Consider the following 17,438-nt stretch of genomic DNA (forward strand, 5'->3'; position numbering starts at 1 on the left):
CGATAGATCATGGACAGCTTATACACCTTCAAATTTAATCACTCCAGTGCCTTACAAGCACTTGCTGATGGGCAAACGGACACGATTGACTACTACGAAGCCAGAATTAAACTGTTTAACGTATCCGTGATGGCAGATTACGACCAACTCGTCTGCCTTCCCACTCTAACGGGGATTGATAAGCACTGGTATCAAATTGAAACCGCCCGCAAAGTCCTCAGACAACTGGGAGGACGCGCCCTTTTAGCCGATGAAGTCGGACTGGGGAAAACGATTGAAGCCGGACTCATCTTAAGTGAATACCTGGCACGAGGTATGATTGAATCTCTGTTAATTCTTACCCCTGCTTCTCTCGTCTCTCAGTGGCAACAGGAATTGCAAACGAAATTTGGTATCGACACCATTACCAGCGACGATAAACAACTCCAACTCAACCGGAGCGAATTTTGGAGTACAAATAACCGACTGATTGCCTCCCTGAATACGGCTAAATCAGCGAATCATTTCAACCTAGTCACAGCCCGAAACTGGGATTTAGTCATCGTTGATGAAGCACACCACCTGAAGAATCGCAGCACCCTAAACTGGAAACTTGTCAATGCCCTAAATAAACGATTTATTTTAATGCTCACGGCTACTCCTGTCCAGAACTCTCTGGTGGAATTGTTCAATCTCTTAACCCTGCTTAAACCGGGACTATTAAAAACAGAAGCGGCGTTCAAGAAAGAGTACGTTTCCTCAAAAAATGGACGAGTTCCCAAAAATCCCGAAAAGCTGCGCCAGTTAATGCGGGAGGTAATGGTTCGCAATACCCGTTCTTTAGTTGATGTTCAGTTACCCAAACGCTTCGCTACCACCATCACGGTTACCCCTTCCCAGAGTGAAGAGAAACTTTATCAGGATTTGACAGAGTATCTGCGTTCTTGGGAAATCACTGAATCCGACTCTGGCAAAACTAAGAAATTAGACAAGTTTTCCCGCACCAATCTTTTAATGCGGGCAGGTTCCTCACCTCAAGCTTTAGCCGATTCCCTCAAAAATCTTGCCAAAAAATTCCCTAGTGACGAATTAAAACGGTTAACCCGACGCGCCTCACAAATTAAAAAAGTTGAGAAGGCTTTAGCTTTAGTAGACTTACTCAAAAAATCGACTCAAAAAACCATCGTCTTTACCACCCATCGAGCCACATCTGCTTACTTAGCCAAAACACTGGAACAAGCGGATATCTCCTTTGCCCAATTTCTCGGAGATATGTCGTTAAAAGAGAAAGACGCAGCAATTGAAGCCTTTCGCGATCGCGTCCCCGTATTACTCGCATCTGAGACAGGTGGTGAGGGGCGGAATATCCAATTTGCCAACGCGATTGTCAACTACGACTTACCCTGGAACCCGATGAAAATTGAACAACGCATTGGTAGAATCCACCGCATCGGACAGCAACAAGATGTGTTTATCTTCAATTTCTGTCTTCAGGATAGCATTGAGGAATACATCCTGCGAATCTTGCATGATAAAATTAATATGTTTGAACTGGTGGTCGGGGAAATCGAAACCATCTTAGGGAATGTGGATGAGGAGTTTGATTTCAGCGACGCGGTGATAGACATTTGGTTAAAACATCAAGCCAAACCTGAATTAGATACAGCCTTTGAAAACCTAGCCACTGACTTGATCAACGCTAAAGACAAATATCGCCAAATTAGCGAACTCGATGAACAGATTTTTGGAGAAGATTTTGAAGCTTAATTTTAGAAGACAAATGCCAGAAATCTTCTTTTATGTGTTCCTGATCTGAAAATGGTTTCCAATCCAATCCTGTCTACCCTAGCTCAACTCATCTCCTTACACGAAGGAATCGCCGAACCGGATGGCGAGCAGGTTTTGAATGTACTGTTAACTCAAACCATTGCCAAAGCTCTCGACTTACCTGAAGAGGTGACTTTCGCCACGAGAGCTGATATTCCCGAAAGCCATTTTGTCACCTATCACTCAGCCGTGCTGAATAAGTTTTCTGAACTGCTAGCAGATAGAGGATGTGTGACACAAGTAGGCGTGAAATATGAGGGTTATCTCAAAACGACAGGGTTTGAAAAACTGCTACAGCTTCATATTGCACCTCAAAATGGGTTGATTCGATTTATAGACGCTAAACCAAAAACCACTCGTTATATCTGGTGCAATGTCGCCTATACAGCCGAAGCAAATGAGAGAAGAATCGGGATGGTTTCATTTATTATTAATGAGTCAACTGGAGTGACCCCTGTAGACATTGGCGATGCTTTATTTTGGGAAGCCGATCGAATTGATGTTAATGATTCGGAAAATTTAACCGTGATGCAGTTTGAGGAGTTGTCCAGTTTAATTGAACAGACAGCCGCTAAATTAATTAAAGCGGAGCTAGAGAAGTGGAATGCTAAATTAACCCGAACGCTAAGAAGAGATTCAGAACGACTTCATGCTTATTACGGTGCGATCGCGGCTGAGATTGCTGCCAAAATTGAGCATAAAGGGTTAAGCGGTGAAGAAAAAGAGAAAGAGTTAGCCCGGATTGAAGCAACTCAACGGGAATTAGAGCGGAAACTGGCAGATATCAAGGAACGTTATACCCTCTCTGTAGACGCTTTTTTACATAGTGCCATGGTGATTCATCTGCCCACAATCCATATTAATTTTGAACTAGTTAGAAAGAAGGTAAAACGGGCGGTGACAGCGGTTTGGAATCCCTTTACAAAGGTTCTTGAGCCTTTACGTTGTGAAGTATCAGGAGAACCCGTCTATGAGTTTTATTTAGATGATAAGGTGGCTAAAATCATCTCACCTAGCTGTTGGAATAAGTGATACTACGTTGCATTCAAACCGATAACCCTCCACTTAACCCATCCGACAAACAAATCCCAACCTAACGATGACAACTCACAAAACTAAGCATCCCAGAGATAAGTTTATTACAGTCTATGGCAGAAAACCTGTATTAGAAGCATTATCTAACCAGGATATTGTTATTGATAAAGTCTTAATTGCCGATAATGCCAGAGGAGAATTTATTGATGAAATAATCAAGGAAGCCAAAGAAAGAGGGGTGACAATTTCGCGAGAATCACCCAAATACATTACCCGAATTTCTCGTAACGGTCGTCATGATCAAGGCGTCGTTGTCGATGTGATTCCACCCGCGATGGAAGCCTTATCAACTTATTTAGAACGAGAACAATCTCATCCCCCTAATCTTAAACCTCAAACCCGCAAATTATTAGCCTTAGATGGGGTCAAAAATCCCAGTAATGTGGGCATGATTATCCGCACTTGCCTAGCGGCTGGGTTTGACGGAATTATCCTGCCCCGAAAAGGATGTCCTGATCTGAATCCTCTGGTGATTAAAGCCTCAGCAGGTACAGCATTTTATACCAGAGTTTTGCGCTGTGCTGAACTGTCTGAAGCACTCCAGCAATTGCATCAAGCTAATTATACAATTTATGGATTGAGTGGCACAGCTACATCAACAATTTACAGTCTTTCTTTTTCACCGTTTTCGGTATTTGTTTTGGGAAATGAAACCGAAGGAATTAACCCCAATCATCACAAGTTGATTGATACCTGGGTTTCGATTCCCATTGAAGCTCCAGCAGAATCCTTAAATGTAGCCTCTGCCACCGCCGTCGTTTGTTTTGAATTGAAACGTCAACATTTAGAGCATCACTCCAGTAACAGCAATTGAATCTGTTATAGCAACCGCCATAGCTGTTAGGACACATCATTTATGTAGAGACGTTGCATGCAACGTCTCTACAATAGTGCCTTTGTCCTAATCAATGTGTCTACTGCTATAACTTGTAGTTAATGTGTAGGTTGAGAAAACGCAAGGAAACCCAACTGACACCAAATCCGGGTTAGCTACTTATAATCCAGTCCGCGCAGGCGGACGAAAGTTTGTGTAGCAGCGATTTCAATCGCCTCCTCTTGCAGGGGGTAATTCAGTTTTTCATATAAAAACAAACTAAACCAAAACATAGCAACAGGCAATTGATGAATTAGTCGGGTTACCCCAAGAGAACCCACGAAGGTGGGTCACGCCACTACAACTTATAATTATACTCTCTGATTTGCATAAGCTTCCCTACTCCAGAAGTAGAGATACATCGTAGCGTATACAAGGATACTCAAGATGAAGCGATTTGTATCTGCCATTTTAATCACAGCCTGTTTGTGGAACATTGACAATCTAGGTTCACGTCCTCAAGCCTCTCTAGCTCAAACCCAACCGACTGAAGCACTATCTTACTCATTCTATGGCAAACAAATTCCCCTAAATCTACGTAACGATGTGCTGGCGGTTCGCTTCAAAGCCATTCAGCCGCGAGGGAATAAACCCCTATATTTGCAACTCCAAGACGATTTAACCACAAGGGGAATTCAAGGGCGAGGTTCGACGTTACAACCGAATACAAACTTACAAGTTGACCCTCTCGGTAATCAGTTAGCGTTGGTTCGGCTTCCGGCTGGGGCGCGAACATCTACCCGGTTGTTAACCAACCAGATTCAACAACAACCTTATGTTGAGGAAACCTTACCTGTTCTCAACTAAGGGGAATCTGAGGATAGGGAGAATGAAAATTTGATTGTGTTACCCAATGAAATTGTCATTAGTTTTGCGCCAAGGACATCCGAAACCCAGAAGCAACAAGTGTTGGACGAGCAGAACTTAGAAATCATTCGTCCCCTCCGCTTCAGTCAAAATCGCTATGTCGTCCGGTCAAAATTGGCATCAGGGACAGAAATAATTACCGTGGCAAATCAACTCAATCAAGTCAGTGTGATTCAGTCAGCGACACCGAATTTTATTCAAGCAATTTCGGATCAAATTGTTCCCCAAACCAACCTGATTAATTCTAGCCGAGAAACCCTCAACCCGGAGCGACTGCTGCAACAACGCCTTGCTCGTTTACCTAAGCCCAAAGACACTCCCTTTTCAACTGCTTTATTACCTCTACTGTGGCATTTAGATAGTACACCCAAACGGGGGCAACTGTTACCCCGCACCGATATTGGCGCGATCGCGTCTTGGCAAGCCAGCCAGGGGGGTGAAGGAGTTGTGGTTGCGGTGATTGACAGTTTGATCCAGTGGGATCACCAGGATTTAGCCAACAATATTTATACTACAGATCATTATCCCGACAAACTCCCCGGTGAGGTCAAGGGGTGGGACTTTTCTAGTTCTGGACAAGGTGATCCTGATACCCGATTGAGTCGGAATGAACGGGATATTCTTCAGCCCCATTTTCGCCATACCTTTGAGCTATCTTGTCAGGAAATGGTGGAAGAGTATAAAAAAGTAGCCTTACTATTAGCTCAGAACGACCCTGATGCTTCTGCTTGTGAAATTGGAACTTTAATTAAACAATACTTTCGCAGTAAGATAACATCTGAATTTCATGGAACCTGGGTGTCTGGTGTGGTTGCGGCGCATTCTCCAGATCAAAGCGGAATAGTCGGAGTTGCTCCCCAGGCAAAAATTTTACCGATTCGCGTCTTTGGATTAAATGGTGCAATAGATTCCATCTCTTTAATTGAAGCAATTGGCTACGCCGCCGCACGGGATGTTGATGTGATTAATTTGAGTTTAGGCGGATTAATGCCTCATCAAGCATTAAATGAACAAATCTTGAGTGTTTTAGAGGCAAATCCTCAACTGGTAATTGTCGCTTCAGCGGGGAATGAAAATCGGTCTGGAATTAGTTTCCCAGCAGCTATTCCTCAAGTGCTGTCTGTCGGGGCGACGAACATGCAAGGTGAGCGTAGTTCCTATAGTAACTATGGCAAAGGATTGGATGTGGTTGCTCCTGGTGGAGATATTAGTCGCAGTTTAAGTGGGGGTATTTTAACCACCGGGGGGACTGGATTATCATCATTATGGCAAGGGATAACGAAACCTGACTATGCTTGGGGATATACTCTCGATCCCTTGGGTAACTATGTGCAAGTTCAGGGAACATCCTTTGCAGCACCTGCTGTATCTGGGGTAGTGGCTTTAATGAAAGGAGTGAATAATACCCTGAATCGAGAGCGAATTATAGACGTGTTGGAAGAAACAGCTAGTTATCAGGGATTAACGCTAACGGAAACAGAACAGGATCTTTATCAAAGTTATCAACAAGCCCGTTTGACTGATGAAAAACTCGAAGAAAGACCCGAATTTTTAGTATTTCCTGAACCCACTTCCGCTGAGAATTATTTCTTTGGTCTGGGTTTGGTGAATGCAGAAGCGGCGATTCAAGCTGTGCAGTAAGTTATTCGGTATTTAAACCTGAATAACAATAACGGCTCTCATCCTTGTAGTGCGAGCATCTTGCTCGCTACTCATCCCATTATGTTCGCTACTCATACCAAGTTGCGTTCTATCATGTCATTCTGAGCGGAGCGAAGAATCTGGACAGATGCTTCGCGTCATTCCGTTTCACTGCATTCTACTCAGAATGACAGATTCTACTGGCGTGGCACAGCTAAAATTGTGGGATAGATTTTACCATTGAATCGGGCGCACGCCATGCGCCCCTACGGTTTCCGGGCGTAATTCTAATTCATCAAATAAGGTGTGCCACGCCACTACAACTTGGTATCATCCCCAATTTATAGCAACCGCCATAGCGGTTAGGACATATCTTATGATAGAGACGTTCCGCCGGAACGTCTCTACAACAGCATTGATGAGCGATAAAATAAACAAATTAATCCTACATTATTGTTTTTTTATTTAAATATCCTTAGGCATAAAATCCAGGATAAAATCCTTGTATAACGAACGAAAAACTCCAATCGGTGTGGGGGTTGAATTACAGCAGCTTATGCCGGAACGGGAGTAATAAGTTATCGGTTTTATCATCCCTGTTCCTTGACCTATGACACGACAACCTCATGACCAATTTGCCAAGCAGTATTTGGAAGAATTATTAGCGCCACTGGGTACAGTAGAAACTAGCCGAGATGTACCCAGCGAAGTGCGCCAGGTGGATGTTTGGTTTGTACCTGCATCCTCTCCCTCGACAGATTCTTCTAATCTGGGATTATTGGGGAAAATGGCAGCCACCGCTTGTCTATTTGAACCGTTTCGTAATGCCCCGACTGTAGCCGAAATACACGGTTGCTTATTGAAATTGTATTCGCTACGAGCTGAACTATTGAGAAAGGCACGACGAGAGAAACGTTCTGTGTCAGAGGATGAGTTACCCCTTTTGTGGATTCTATCGCCCTCTTGTTCTCAACGGTTACTCAACGGGTTTAGTGCCAAGTTAAGTCAGGATGAGAATTGGGGAGAAGGAGTTTACTTCTTACCGGAGTTTCAGAGAACCGCATTAGTAGCGATTAACCAATTACCCGTAAGTCAAGATACACTGTGGTTAAGAGTATTAGGAAAAAGGAGAACACAGCAACAGGCAATTGAGGAGTTACTTGAGTTGCCCAAAGAAAGTCCATTGCGGCGGAATATACTGGAAATACTAGCCAATTGGCGCATCAATGTGAGCAGTAGTGAAACCTTAAGTAATGCAGATAGGGAGTTACTGATGAACTTATCACCAGCTTATATACGTTGGCGGGAAGAAACCTTACAAGAAGGCAGACAAGAAGGCAGACAAGAAGGGATTCGGGAAGAACGACGGCAAATGGTAGAAAACTTTCTCAGAGTGCGGTTTGGGGAAATTGATGCGGAATTAGAAGCGATCATCGCACATATATTAAAGTTACCGCCAGAAGTGTTGACTCGTCTACTGTTTAACCTTTCCCCCGAAGAGTTATTACTGTGGTTTGGCGAAGGTTCTAGGCAAGATCTGAGATTAGGCGAAGGGGGGCGAGAAAAGGTGGAGAACCTGCTGAGAGTAAGGTTTGGTGAAGTTGATGCAGAATTAGCCGACAAAATCGCAGCCATGTTAGAGTTACCTCATCAAGAGTTGACTCCTTTGCTGTTGACGCTTTCTCGTCAGGAATTATTAGAACGGTTTGGCAGGTAGGGAGAAATCCTGGGCAAAGGGAAATGGCGTGTAGAGACGTAGCATGCTACGTCTCTACATTGCATAACCTCAACCTCGTAAGACATAGAGAGTAGTGAAGGCGCACTCAACCCAAAAGTGAAGGTAAACGGATGCATTATCAACAGCAACAGCCAACAGAAAAACGTCAAACCTATTTTCTCAATTCAACCTTAGCTTCTCGGCAATGGTTGGTTTATTCCTGCCATGCGGTAATCACTATCTTCAGCAGCGTTTTCATCGTCGCTGTGGGACAAGATCAGGGGTTATCCCTACCAAAACGCGCTGGAGAAATAGCGCCGATAAAGATCGCCCAAACCGACAAACGCGCTGAAGCCGAAAGACTGTATGAGGAGGGATTGCAACTGTTTCAACAAGGGACAGCCAAATCACTGCAACAAGCGATTGAAAAATGGGAAACAGCGCTTCCTTTGTGGCGTGAGGTGGGAGATCGATCAAAAGAGGCTTTGATTAATCTGGCACTGGGTAGAACTCACGATTTATTAGGATTCAAACAAAAAGCGCTCTTTTACTATAATCAAGCATTACCTCTGTATCGACAATTGGAAGATCGCGCCCTTGAAGCAGTCATCCTGAATAATATTGGTGGTGTCTATTCAGATTTAGGAGAAAAACAACAGGCATTAGAGTACTACCAACAGGCTTTACTTTTATCCCAGGCTGTAGGCGATCGCGCCACAGAAGCAGCAACCTTGAATAATATTGGTGGTGTCTATTCAGACTTAGGAGAAAAACAACGGGCATTAGAGTACTACCAACAGGCTTTACCCTTAAGACGGGCAGTAGAAGATCGCGCCGGGGAAGCAACAACCTTGAATAATATTGGTGCTGTCTATTCTGACTTAGGAGAGAAACAACGGGCATTAGAGTCCTACCAACAGGCTTTACCCTTAAGACGGGTAGTAGAAGATCGCGCCGGGGAAGCAACAACCTTGACTAATATTGGTGCTGTCTATTCAGACTTAGGAGAAAAACAACGGGCATTAGAGTACTCTCAACAAGCTTTACCTTTAAGGCGGGCTGTGGGCGATCGCACCGGGGAAGCATTAACTCTCTTCAATATCGCTTACGCAGAAAGCAACCAAGGCAATCTCCAACAAGCGTTGACTCAAATGCAAGCCTCGATTGAGATTATCGAAGATTTGCGGACTAAAGTAGCTAGTCCGGAATTACGTCAAACCTATTTCGCAACGGTACAAGGTTATTACCAATTCTACATCGACCTGCTGATGCAACTGCATCAACAAAACCCGGATCAAGGCTACGATAAACAAGCCTTCCACATCAGTGAACGTTCTCGCGCCAGAACGCTATTAGAATTACTCACCGAAGCCAATGCCAATATTCGAGAAGGTGTAGATCCTGACTTACTCCAACAAGAACAAACCTTAAACGCTAAACTTGATGCAACCGAAAAACAACGGATTGAAATTTATAGTAATCCTGAATCAACTCCAGCCCATAAAACCGCTATTGAACAACAACGACAACAACTTTTAGCCGACTATCAAAAACTGCAAGACCAAATCCGGGCGACAAGTCCTAAATATGCCGCGCTGCAATATCCGCAACCCTTCACCTTAGAACAAGTCCAACAACAGATTTTGGATGAAGACACTATTCTATTACAGTATTCCTTAGGAGAAAACAATAGTTATCTCTGGGCAGTCACCAAAGACAGCTTTACCAGTTATCAACTCCCTCCCAGAGATGAAATCGAAACCCTCGCCCGCCGCTTCTATAACCTGTTACAAATTCCCGGTTATGAAATTGGCAATCCCAGAGGCATTGCTAAAGTTGTCCCCCGTGATAATTTAAATTCTGTGGCACAACTGAGTGAACTCCTGTTCGGACAAGTGGCTGAACAATTAACCAAAAAACGCATTGTAGTTGTCGCGGATGGGGCATTACAATATATTCCTTTTGCCGCTTTAGCCACACCCGAAACTGCCGATACCGATACTCCCGTTCCCTTAATTAATCAATACGAACTGGTCAACTTACCCTCCAGTTCCACCTTAGGGATTATTCGTGACCAAATTAACGGACGCCAGGAAGCGCCCCAACAATTAGCGATTCTGGCTGACCCCGTTTTTACCAACAATGATAACCGCCTCAAAAATGCCTCCAACCGAGGCACAGAACCGGATTTAAACCAACTCTTACTCAACCGTTCTGTTCGCGTTTCTGAGATTAACTTAAGTCGTCTTCCTGGAACTCGCACTGAAGCGGAAGCAATTCTCAATTTAGTGTCATCAGAGACACAAACCAATGCGTTTGATTTTGATGCCAATCGTGACTTTATCGATAATCCTCAACTGAGAAATTATCATATCATTCATTTAGCCACTCACGGTATTCTCAATAGTGAAGCACCCGAATTATCGGGTGTGGTGTTATCGTTAGTGGATCAACAAGGAAATTCCCAAAATGGCTTTTTACGACTCCACGATATCTTTAATCTGAATCTGCCAGCGGAATTAGTGGTATTAAGTGCTTGTCAAACGGGATTAGGAGAAGAAATTCGAGGCGAAGGATTAGTGGGGTTGACGCGAGGGTTTATGTATGCGGGGGCGCCGCGTTTGGTGGTGAGTTTGTGGAATGTGGATGATGCAGCAACGGCGGAGTTTATGACTCGATTTTATCGTTTACTGTTAGATGATGGATTGAAGCCTGCCCAAGCGTTGCGGGAAACTCAGTTGCAAATGCAGCGAGAAACTCAATGGAAATCACCCTATTATTGGGCAGCGTTTACGTTGCAAGGCGAATGGAATTAAATACCAAAATTTTCTACTTGACTACCCCACCCTAACCCTCCCCTTTGTAAGGGGAGGGAACATTTCCCCCCTTGCTAAGGGGGGATTAAGGGGGGTTAAGATTAAAATGACGAGATTCAAAGTATTATAGGAAAGCTTTTGGGAGCATCCCAATTTGGCACGTTAGCAACATGGTGCGTTACGGCGCTTATGTATTGAGATGATAAACGTTAATCCTCAAATGCGCCTAACGCACCCTACGACTGTTGATAATAGGGGTTAAACCACGTTAAACGTAATCGAAAGCGCTGCCATTTGTGAGGTGCGAATCCGCCGCCTTACTCCCACTTGTGCGCCTCGACTAACATCGTCAACTAAATCATTAATTATCTCCAATGAGTCCTCTCCCCGCGTCGAAATTATCCCCCTTTTACCTCTGGCAAGGCTACGCAGTTTGAGTAAGGCTTTAGTTAAGGGTTGATCACTGGCGACAATTAATACTTCACCCAAGCCAGCCTCTTCAGCTACCAAGACAAATTCATCTATGTTGGGATTGGGAATTAACAGCGTTTGATTGGGCTTAATCCGGGTGGCATTATCCGGATCTTGCCGTGCGTTTTCCTGAAATTCATTAGGAAATAAAACCGTAATTCCAGCAGTTGGATCAACCAACATAATTCCCAAATGTAAATCCTTCTCTTCCCGATTCGTAACTCGAAACTGAAACGCATCTCCCACAGATAATTGATGACTCAGAAGTTGCCCAGATTCCCCTCGACTCCCTAACGGTGGACATTTACTGTCATCTTGACGACACCCCCGTGGTGTAAAGGCTTGGGCAACAATTTCGGGACGATTTTCTAAACCCATTGTTACCTCTAAATTTAGCCGCGAGGATTCAGCATTCAGCGTCATTCGCATAATTCGCGCCGCTAGCAGGGATTTCAGTTTACCCTGTAACCGTTCAATTCCTTGAGTCACCGTTTCTCCCGGTATACCAAAGGAATCGGGAATCACTTCTAAGGCTGGAGAAAATAAACCTAAACTATCCACAGGTGGCATTTTATCCGATGTTTCTAATGACAATTGACGCTGATACTCATCCGTCATCCGACTGAAAATATAATGCACATCCACCGGATAGGGAAACTCTCCCGGTTGGGGAAGAATCGGTTGAATCCGTTTTAGGGATTCTAGTTCAGTTTTTGCCGTTTCTGTCTCCTGACTTAAGGACGGATCAAGCCCAATATGGAGTTTCCAATCACTGGGAATTGTGCGGGCAAATTCCTGTAATAATTCTCCCGGTTGGACGTTTCCTTCGGCTTTGGCTTCAGCGATTAACCCGTTGCGCGAGATTAATTCAACTTTGGGCGTTTCGCCACGACTGCGGAATGGGGGAGTAAAAATAGACCCCTCAGAAATCGCCTCTAAACTCTCTTGGGAAATTCCCCCTAACCAAACTTGTACCCGATTATTTTCAACTCTTGTTACCACACCTTCGGCGGGGAGGGTTTTGGGTTCTGTAAAATAAATTGGTTCTCGTTGATTGCGACTATTCGGTGGAACCTCTACCAGGGGGAGTTGGGTGGAAAGGAATCGCATATCCCGTTCAATTCCCGCGATCGCACTTTCCACATCATGGTTGTTCTGCCATAATGTTTGGGTGAGTAGATAGGTAAACGCTCCCGCATAAAACCCCGGAAAGGGATAATCCGCCGCAAATTGTTCCCGTTGGGCTGAGGCAATCACCGCGCCAGTGGCGACGCCTTGCTGATACAATTTGATAAAATCCTCAGGGGATAGATTCAGCCGTTTCAGCCATTGCTGTTGATACTCGACTTCTTCGGGACTCATCCGGAAATCCATCCCCCCAGGAATCGCCCGGATTTTCACATTTCCCCGGGTTCCGCCCCCAGAATGACAACTATCCAGCACCACGGTAACGTTGTCGGTTTTCTGCTTCAGGGCGAACATGAGTAAAAATAGGGTATGTCCGGTAATTTCATTGACAATACCTTTATCAGCTTGCCAATGTTCATCCGCAGGAACAAAGGAACTATTCAGGGGATAACTGGGATCAATGGGATTGGGATCAATGACTTGTGAACCATGTCCAGAGAAATGAAACACCACCACATCTCCGGGTTTGGCTTGCTGAATTAAATGGGTTTCAAAGGCGGTTAAAATGCCATCACGAGTCGCCTCGGTATCCGTAACCGTCTTGATATCCTCCGGCTGGAAGCCGAAGCGATTAATCAGGAGTTGTTCCTGTAAGCGAACATCGTTGACGCATCCAGAGAGGCTGGTAAAGCGATCGCTATTCGTGGGATACTGGTTAATCCCCACTAACAGGGCAAGTTTGCGGGGAGTACTTTGGGCTAAGACTTTACCATAGCGTAAGGATTGGCGCTGTAAATCCAGTTGGTTTAAACCGATGGTTGCTAAAGCCGAGGTAGCAAATTGGATAAACTGACGACGCTTCATAGATGTTATAAATTTATGATCATAGCGATATATCTCTCAACCTGAGAGACTCATGCAGAATGATGTTGGGGGACAATACAAGTTAACCTGACAATGCGCCTAACTCACGATGGCGGCGTGGCACAGCTAAAATTGTGGATTAGATTTGTCGATTTTATGGGCGCACGCCATGCGCCCCTACTGTCGTGGCACAGCTAAAATAGGGTTTTGTTTGTAGTAAGCACTTTAGTGCTATAAAGCTTAGCTGGAGAGGGCTTCAGCCCTCACTACGAACCAATTATAATTCATCAAATAAGGTGTGCCATGCCCCTACAATGATGAATTAGATGATAGATTAAAGATGTCCCCGGATTGACGTGCGACTATAAAAATTGTAAGATTTCAAGCATGGCACAGCTAAACAAGTGGAATCAATTGTAGGTTATTTTGACGTCAGGAAATCTCAGCAAATATAGGCTAAAGCCCTTACTAAGAACCCAACTTTGCGCTTTGTCTTTGGGTATCGTTTGCTTCTGTACCCCCCCGGCTGGCGCTCAAATGTCTCATCTGCTGACACAGGCGAATAATCAACCTGTTGAGATGCAGTTTGAAGCATCTCCAGAAACGATTCTCCAGGAATTAGTTAAAGCTGATGTCGTTTATCTAGGGGAAATTCATAGTAATCCTGATGACCATAAAGCCCAACTCGACATTCTGCAAGCCCTTTATCAAGAAAATCCCAAAATTGCCCTAGCGATGGAAATGTTCCAGCGACCTTATCAGGATATCCTGGATCAATACTTAGCCGGACAAATTACAGAAACTCAATTGATTGAGCAAACGGAATATGAACAACGGTGGGGTTTTCCCTGGGAGTACTATGCCCCCCTATTACAGTTCGCTAAAACTCATCAACTGCCTGTTTTAGCATTAAATACCCCCACAGAAATTAGCCGTAAAGCCGCCCGGAATGGCTTAGAAAGTCTCACGAGTGATGAACTCCAGCAGATTCCCCCTCTGGACGAAATTCGTACCGATAATGCTGAGTATCGGCAAATGATTCAGGAGGTTTATAATCAGCATCAACAGGCAGGTCATGGTAATAGTGATGGCTTTGAGCGATTTTTCAGTGTTCAGGTGCTGTGGGATGAAACCATGGCACAAGGGATTGCCGATTTTATCACCGCTAATCCAGATTATCAAGTCGTCGTGATTGCGGGTAGTGGTCATATTGTGTATGGCTATGGTATACCCAGCCGAGTTGCCCGTCGCTTGAGTTATCGTCCCTTAATTCAGCGTTCGGTACTGTTCGGTATACCGGAAGACTTGGATGAAAATGGCGCGATCGCAGATTTCTTTTGGCAACCTCGCTAATATGATCTAAAGAAGCACGTTGCTGTTGACATGCACAACCTACCCGATTCAGCCAATCGCTTGCATTATCAAGGGATTTACCCCTGTCCCATCTGTCGTGTGGGTCAAATTCAAGGAATGCCATTAATGGATGCGATGGCTTGTGAAGCCTGTCGTCATATTTTCGTGGCTGACTTGGAACAGCAATTATTGAAAATGACCGATAGACAGCCTCCCCTAACCTGGCGCTGGAATGGTAAAACCTGGGTGGGGGCGCACCTACAAGGCGTTGAATGGGGATGGGTGACTTGGATTTTTGCGGCGGTGTTTGTGATTCTACCCGCCACGTTAATTGGGGTAGCGGCTTACACCTTCCCGCCCACGCCCGGTAGCCGCTTGGCTTGGCTACCATTGGTTTGGACTGGATTAACCTTTTTATTCCATTTAGCCGTTATCATCTGGCTATTAATGGAGTTTTATCAGTTTCCCCTGCGAGTTTACTTACGAACTCGGCGACGGCGTTTACTGAGGCGTTAAAAACTATAGACCACAAACCATACAGTCTTGGAGACTTCTGCCTTTTTCTACCCGTGCAATCTGCCTTTTGGCTGAGGTTATTCTGTTCACAAGTTATCTAGCCTGTCTACAGCCAACTAAATTCACGAGAGTTCCGTTTATGCAAGATGTGTTTGAGTTGCCAGGACCGCCAAGCAATACAATTGTCGGTAACCTGATTGACCTCAGTAATGACCCCCTGGACTTTCTCTCACAATGCCGGGACTACGGCGATATTGTTCCCTTACGCTTAGGATTAACTCCGATTTGTTTGCTGGTCAATCCTGACTACATTGAGCAAGTTCTCAAGGATCGAGACACGTTCGTTAAAAGCCGTGGCTTTCGGGTGCTCAAAAGCCTGTTAGGTGAAGGGTTGCTGACTGCTGAAGGAGAATCTTGGTTATGGCAGCGCCGTTTGGCACAACCTGTTTTTCACCAGAAGCGCATCAATCACTACGGTACCACGATGGTCGAGTATACCGAGCGTCTGTTGCAAACCTGGCACGATGGCGAAACTCACGACATTCACGCTGATATGATGGGGTTGACACTCCAGATTGTGATGAAGTGCATTTTTAGTACCGATGTGGAGGCTGGGGAAGCGCAAGTCGTCGCGAACGCGCTCGATGTTGCCATGCATTGGTTTGAAAGTAAGCGACGGCAAAATTTTCTCGTGTGGGAATGGTTCCCCAGACCCGAAAATATTCGCTACAGTCAAGCGATCGCGCAGATGGATGAAGCGATTTATAGCTTGATTCGCAATCGCCGCAACCAAACTGATCAGACGAATGATTTGCTGTCGATGTTGATGGAAGCCCGGGACGAGGAAACGGGTCAGCAAATGGACGACAAACTGTTGCGTGATGAAGTGGCAACCCTGATGCTGGCAGGACATGAAACCACCGCCAACGCTTTGTCCTGGACATGGATGCTGTTAGCACAACACCCCCAAGTTCGGCAGAAATTACAAGCAGAATTGCAGGAAGTTTTACAGGGGCGATTGCCCGCGATCGAGGACATTCGGAATTTACCCTATACTAATCAAGTGGTGAAAGAGTCGATGCGGCTTTATCCGCCCGTGTCAATTTTTGGACGGCAAGCAGCGCGAGATTGCACGATTGGCGATTACGAAGTTCCCGAAGGAACGGTGATCATGATCAGCCAATGGGTGATGCATCGTCATCCGAAATATTTTGAAAATCCCGAAGCGTTTCAGCCAGAACGATGGACTGAGGAGTTTGAGAAACAATTACCCAGAGGCGTTTATATTCCCTTTGGAGATGGTCCTCGCATTTGTATTGGCAAAGGGTTTGCTCAAATGGAAGCGGTGTTATTGTTGGCGACTATTGCACAGCGATTTGAATTAGATCTCGAACCTGGGTTTCCCATCGTACCCCAACCGTCGATCACCCTGCGTCCAGAGTATGGCATTAAGGTGCGGCTCAAGCAAATTGCTGATATGAACTAGCATTTTGACTGGAAAAGAAATGTTGGGTTACTTGAGAAAAAGGCTACGCCTACGCTGTCGCAAGAACCCAACCTACAACTTCTTTAAGAATGGCCGATTAGTTCAACATACTCCGCAGCATCCAAGCGGTTTTCTCATGAGTCCGCATCCGTTCAGTTAATAGGTCAACGGTAGACTCATCATTAGCCCGTTCAGCCGCCGGAAACGCCTCCCGCGCCGTTCTCACCACGGCTTCATTCCCTTCTACCAGTAAACGTACCATTTCTGTGGCTTCCGGAACACCACGGCTTTCTGGAATGGAAGAGAGTTCGGTAAATTCGCTATAACTACCAGGCGCCGGATAACCAATGGTGCGAATCCGTTCGGCAATATCATCCACCGCTACAGCTAGTTCAGTGTACTCGGTCTCAAACATGTTATGTAGCGAGTGGAACATCGGTCCGGTTACGTTCCAGTGGAAGTAATGTGTCTTTAGGTAAAGGGTATAGGTATCAGCTAGCAGGCGAGAGAGTCCTTCAGCAATCTCTTTGCGGTCTTGTTCTGAAATACCAATATTGACAGGGGCAGATTTATCAGCAGTTTGCATAGTGGTCTCCTAATTGGCTCCAAAAATAACGTTAACAGAAAAGCTGGTATAGTTCCTTATTTCACAGAGTTTCACGGAAATCAATTAGCCAGTGTGACGCTTTCTTTGAATGAACGACTACACCCTTTATCCCGTTGCCCAAGGCATCTGGAACTATTTTTCCCACACCAACTGTCAATCTTAAACAATGAGCTATCTGTTACAGATCGTCCCAAAGG

General features: G+C 45.0%; 12 protein-coding genes. 10 read left to right on the top strand and 2 right to left on the bottom strand.

Annotated elements, in window-relative coordinates; translation table 11 throughout:
* The first annotated feature begins 9 nt into the window (after positions 1 to 9).
* The 7 genes from RID09_RS07435 (at position 10) to RID09_RS07465 (ending at position 10,816) form a co-directional block, all read left to right on the top strand.
* Positions 10 to 1,746, top strand: a complete 1,737-nt coding sequence (locus RID09_RS07435; RefSeq protein WP_446335312.1) for a DEAD/DEAH box helicase — start codon at positions 10 to 12, stop codon at positions 1,744 to 1,746.
* Between the two features lie 51 nt (positions 1,747 to 1,797).
* Complete coding sequence (locus tag RID09_RS07440; RefSeq protein ID WP_446335313.1) at positions 1,798 to 2,838, top strand: hypothetical protein; 1,041 nt, start codon at positions 1,798 to 1,800, stop codon at positions 2,836 to 2,838.
* A 67-nt stretch (positions 2,839 to 2,905) separates the two neighbouring features.
* Positions 2,906 to 3,715 (top strand): TrmH family RNA methyltransferase, encoded by an 810-nt coding sequence (locus RID09_RS07445; protein ID WP_446335314.1) that lies wholly within the window; start codon positions 2,906 to 2,908, stop codon positions 3,713 to 3,715.
* Positions 3,716 to 4,162: 447 nt separating this feature from the next.
* Positions 4,163 to 4,582 (top strand): hypothetical protein, encoded by a 420-nt coding sequence (locus tag RID09_RS07450; RefSeq protein ID WP_446335315.1) that lies wholly within the window; start codon positions 4,163 to 4,165, stop codon positions 4,580 to 4,582.
* Between the two features lie 36 nt (positions 4,583 to 4,618).
* A complete protein-coding gene (locus RID09_RS07455; protein ID WP_446335316.1) occupies positions 4,619 to 6,283 on the top strand; it encodes a S8 family peptidase in 1,665 nt (554 codons plus the stop codon).
* Positions 6,284 to 6,893: 610 nt separating this feature from the next.
* The gene (locus tag RID09_RS07460; RefSeq protein ID WP_446335317.1) at positions 6,894 to 8,000 is read left to right on the top strand and encodes a hypothetical protein; all 1,107 of its coding nucleotides are present in this window, start codon (positions 6,894 to 6,896) and stop codon (positions 7,998 to 8,000) included.
* Between the two features lie 131 nt (positions 8,001 to 8,131).
* Positions 8,132 to 10,816 carry a CHAT domain-containing protein gene (locus RID09_RS07465; RefSeq protein ID WP_446335318.1) on the top strand — a complete coding sequence of 895 codons (2,685 nt, stop codon included), beginning with the start codon at positions 8,132 to 8,134 and terminating at the stop codon, positions 10,814 to 10,816.
* A gap of 258 nt (positions 10,817 to 11,074) precedes the next feature.
* Here the strand turns inward: RID09_RS07465 and RID09_RS07470 are convergent, their stop codons facing one another.
* Positions 11,075 to 13,279 (bottom strand): caspase family protein, encoded by a 2,205-nt coding sequence (locus RID09_RS07470; RefSeq protein ID WP_446335319.1) that lies wholly within the window; start codon positions 13,277 to 13,279, stop codon positions 11,075 to 11,077.
* Positions 13,280 to 13,816: 537 nt separating this feature from the next.
* On the opposite strand from RID09_RS07470, the gene RID09_RS07475 reads away from it, so the two are divergent.
* From RID09_RS07475 to RID09_RS07485, 3 genes are all read left to right on the top strand, one after another.
* Positions 13,817 to 14,632 (top strand): ChaN family lipoprotein, encoded by an 816-nt coding sequence (locus RID09_RS07475; protein ID WP_446335320.1) that lies wholly within the window; start codon positions 13,817 to 13,819, stop codon positions 14,630 to 14,632.
* 30 nt (positions 14,633 to 14,662) lie between these two features.
* Positions 14,663 to 15,148 (top strand): hypothetical protein, encoded by a 486-nt coding sequence (locus tag RID09_RS07480; protein WP_446335321.1) that lies wholly within the window; start codon positions 14,663 to 14,665, stop codon positions 15,146 to 15,148.
* Between the two features lie 139 nt (positions 15,149 to 15,287).
* Entirely contained in the window at positions 15,288 to 16,634 is a 1,347-nt protein-coding gene (locus tag RID09_RS07485; RefSeq protein ID WP_446335322.1) for a cytochrome P450, read from the top strand.
* 97 nt (positions 16,635 to 16,731) lie between these two features.
* Here RID09_RS07485 and RID09_RS07490 read toward each other — a convergent pair whose 3' ends face one another.
* Positions 16,732 to 17,220: a Dps family protein gene (locus RID09_RS07490; RefSeq protein WP_446335323.1), complete on the bottom strand. Its 489-nt coding sequence runs from the start codon at positions 17,218 to 17,220 to the stop codon at positions 16,732 to 16,734.
* Positions 17,221 to 17,438 lie beyond the last annotated feature (218 nt).

The organism is Coleofasciculus sp. G1-WW12-02 (assembly GCF_040219735.1).
Lineage (GTDB): Bacteria > Cyanobacteriota > Cyanobacteriia > Cyanobacteriales > Coleofasciculaceae > Coleofasciculus.

Coding starts and splice junctions, on each gene's coding strand:
- RID09_RS07445 (WP_446335314.1), top strand. CDS start 2,906: ATGACAACTCACAAAACTAAGCATCCCAGAGATAAGTTTATTACAGTC.
- RID09_RS07435 (WP_446335312.1), top strand. CDS start 10: ATGGACAGCTTATACACCTTCAAATTTAATCACTCCAGTGCCTTACAA.
- RID09_RS07485 (WP_446335322.1), top strand. CDS start 15,288: ATGCAAGATGTGTTTGAGTTGCCAGGACCGCCAAGCAATACAATTGTC.
- RID09_RS07470 (WP_446335319.1), bottom strand. CDS start 13,279: ATGAAGCGTCGTCAGTTTATCCAATTTGCTACCTCGGCTTTAGCAACC.
- RID09_RS07480 (WP_446335321.1), top strand. CDS start 14,663: ATGCACAACCTACCCGATTCAGCCAATCGCTTGCATTATCAAGGGATT.
- RID09_RS07490 (WP_446335323.1), bottom strand. CDS start 17,220: ATGCAAACTGCTGATAAATCTGCCCCTGTCAATATTGGTATTTCAGAA.
- RID09_RS07450 (WP_446335315.1), top strand. CDS start 4,163: ATGAAGCGATTTGTATCTGCCATTTTAATCACAGCCTGTTTGTGGAAC.
- RID09_RS07475 (WP_446335320.1), top strand. CDS start 13,817: ATGTCTCATCTGCTGACACAGGCGAATAATCAACCTGTTGAGATGCAG.
- RID09_RS07440 (WP_446335313.1), top strand. CDS start 1,798: ATGGTTTCCAATCCAATCCTGTCTACCCTAGCTCAACTCATCTCCTTA.
- RID09_RS07460 (WP_446335317.1), top strand. CDS start 6,894: ATGACACGACAACCTCATGACCAATTTGCCAAGCAGTATTTGGAAGAA.
- RID09_RS07465 (WP_446335318.1), top strand. CDS start 8,132: ATGCATTATCAACAGCAACAGCCAACAGAAAAACGTCAAACCTATTTT.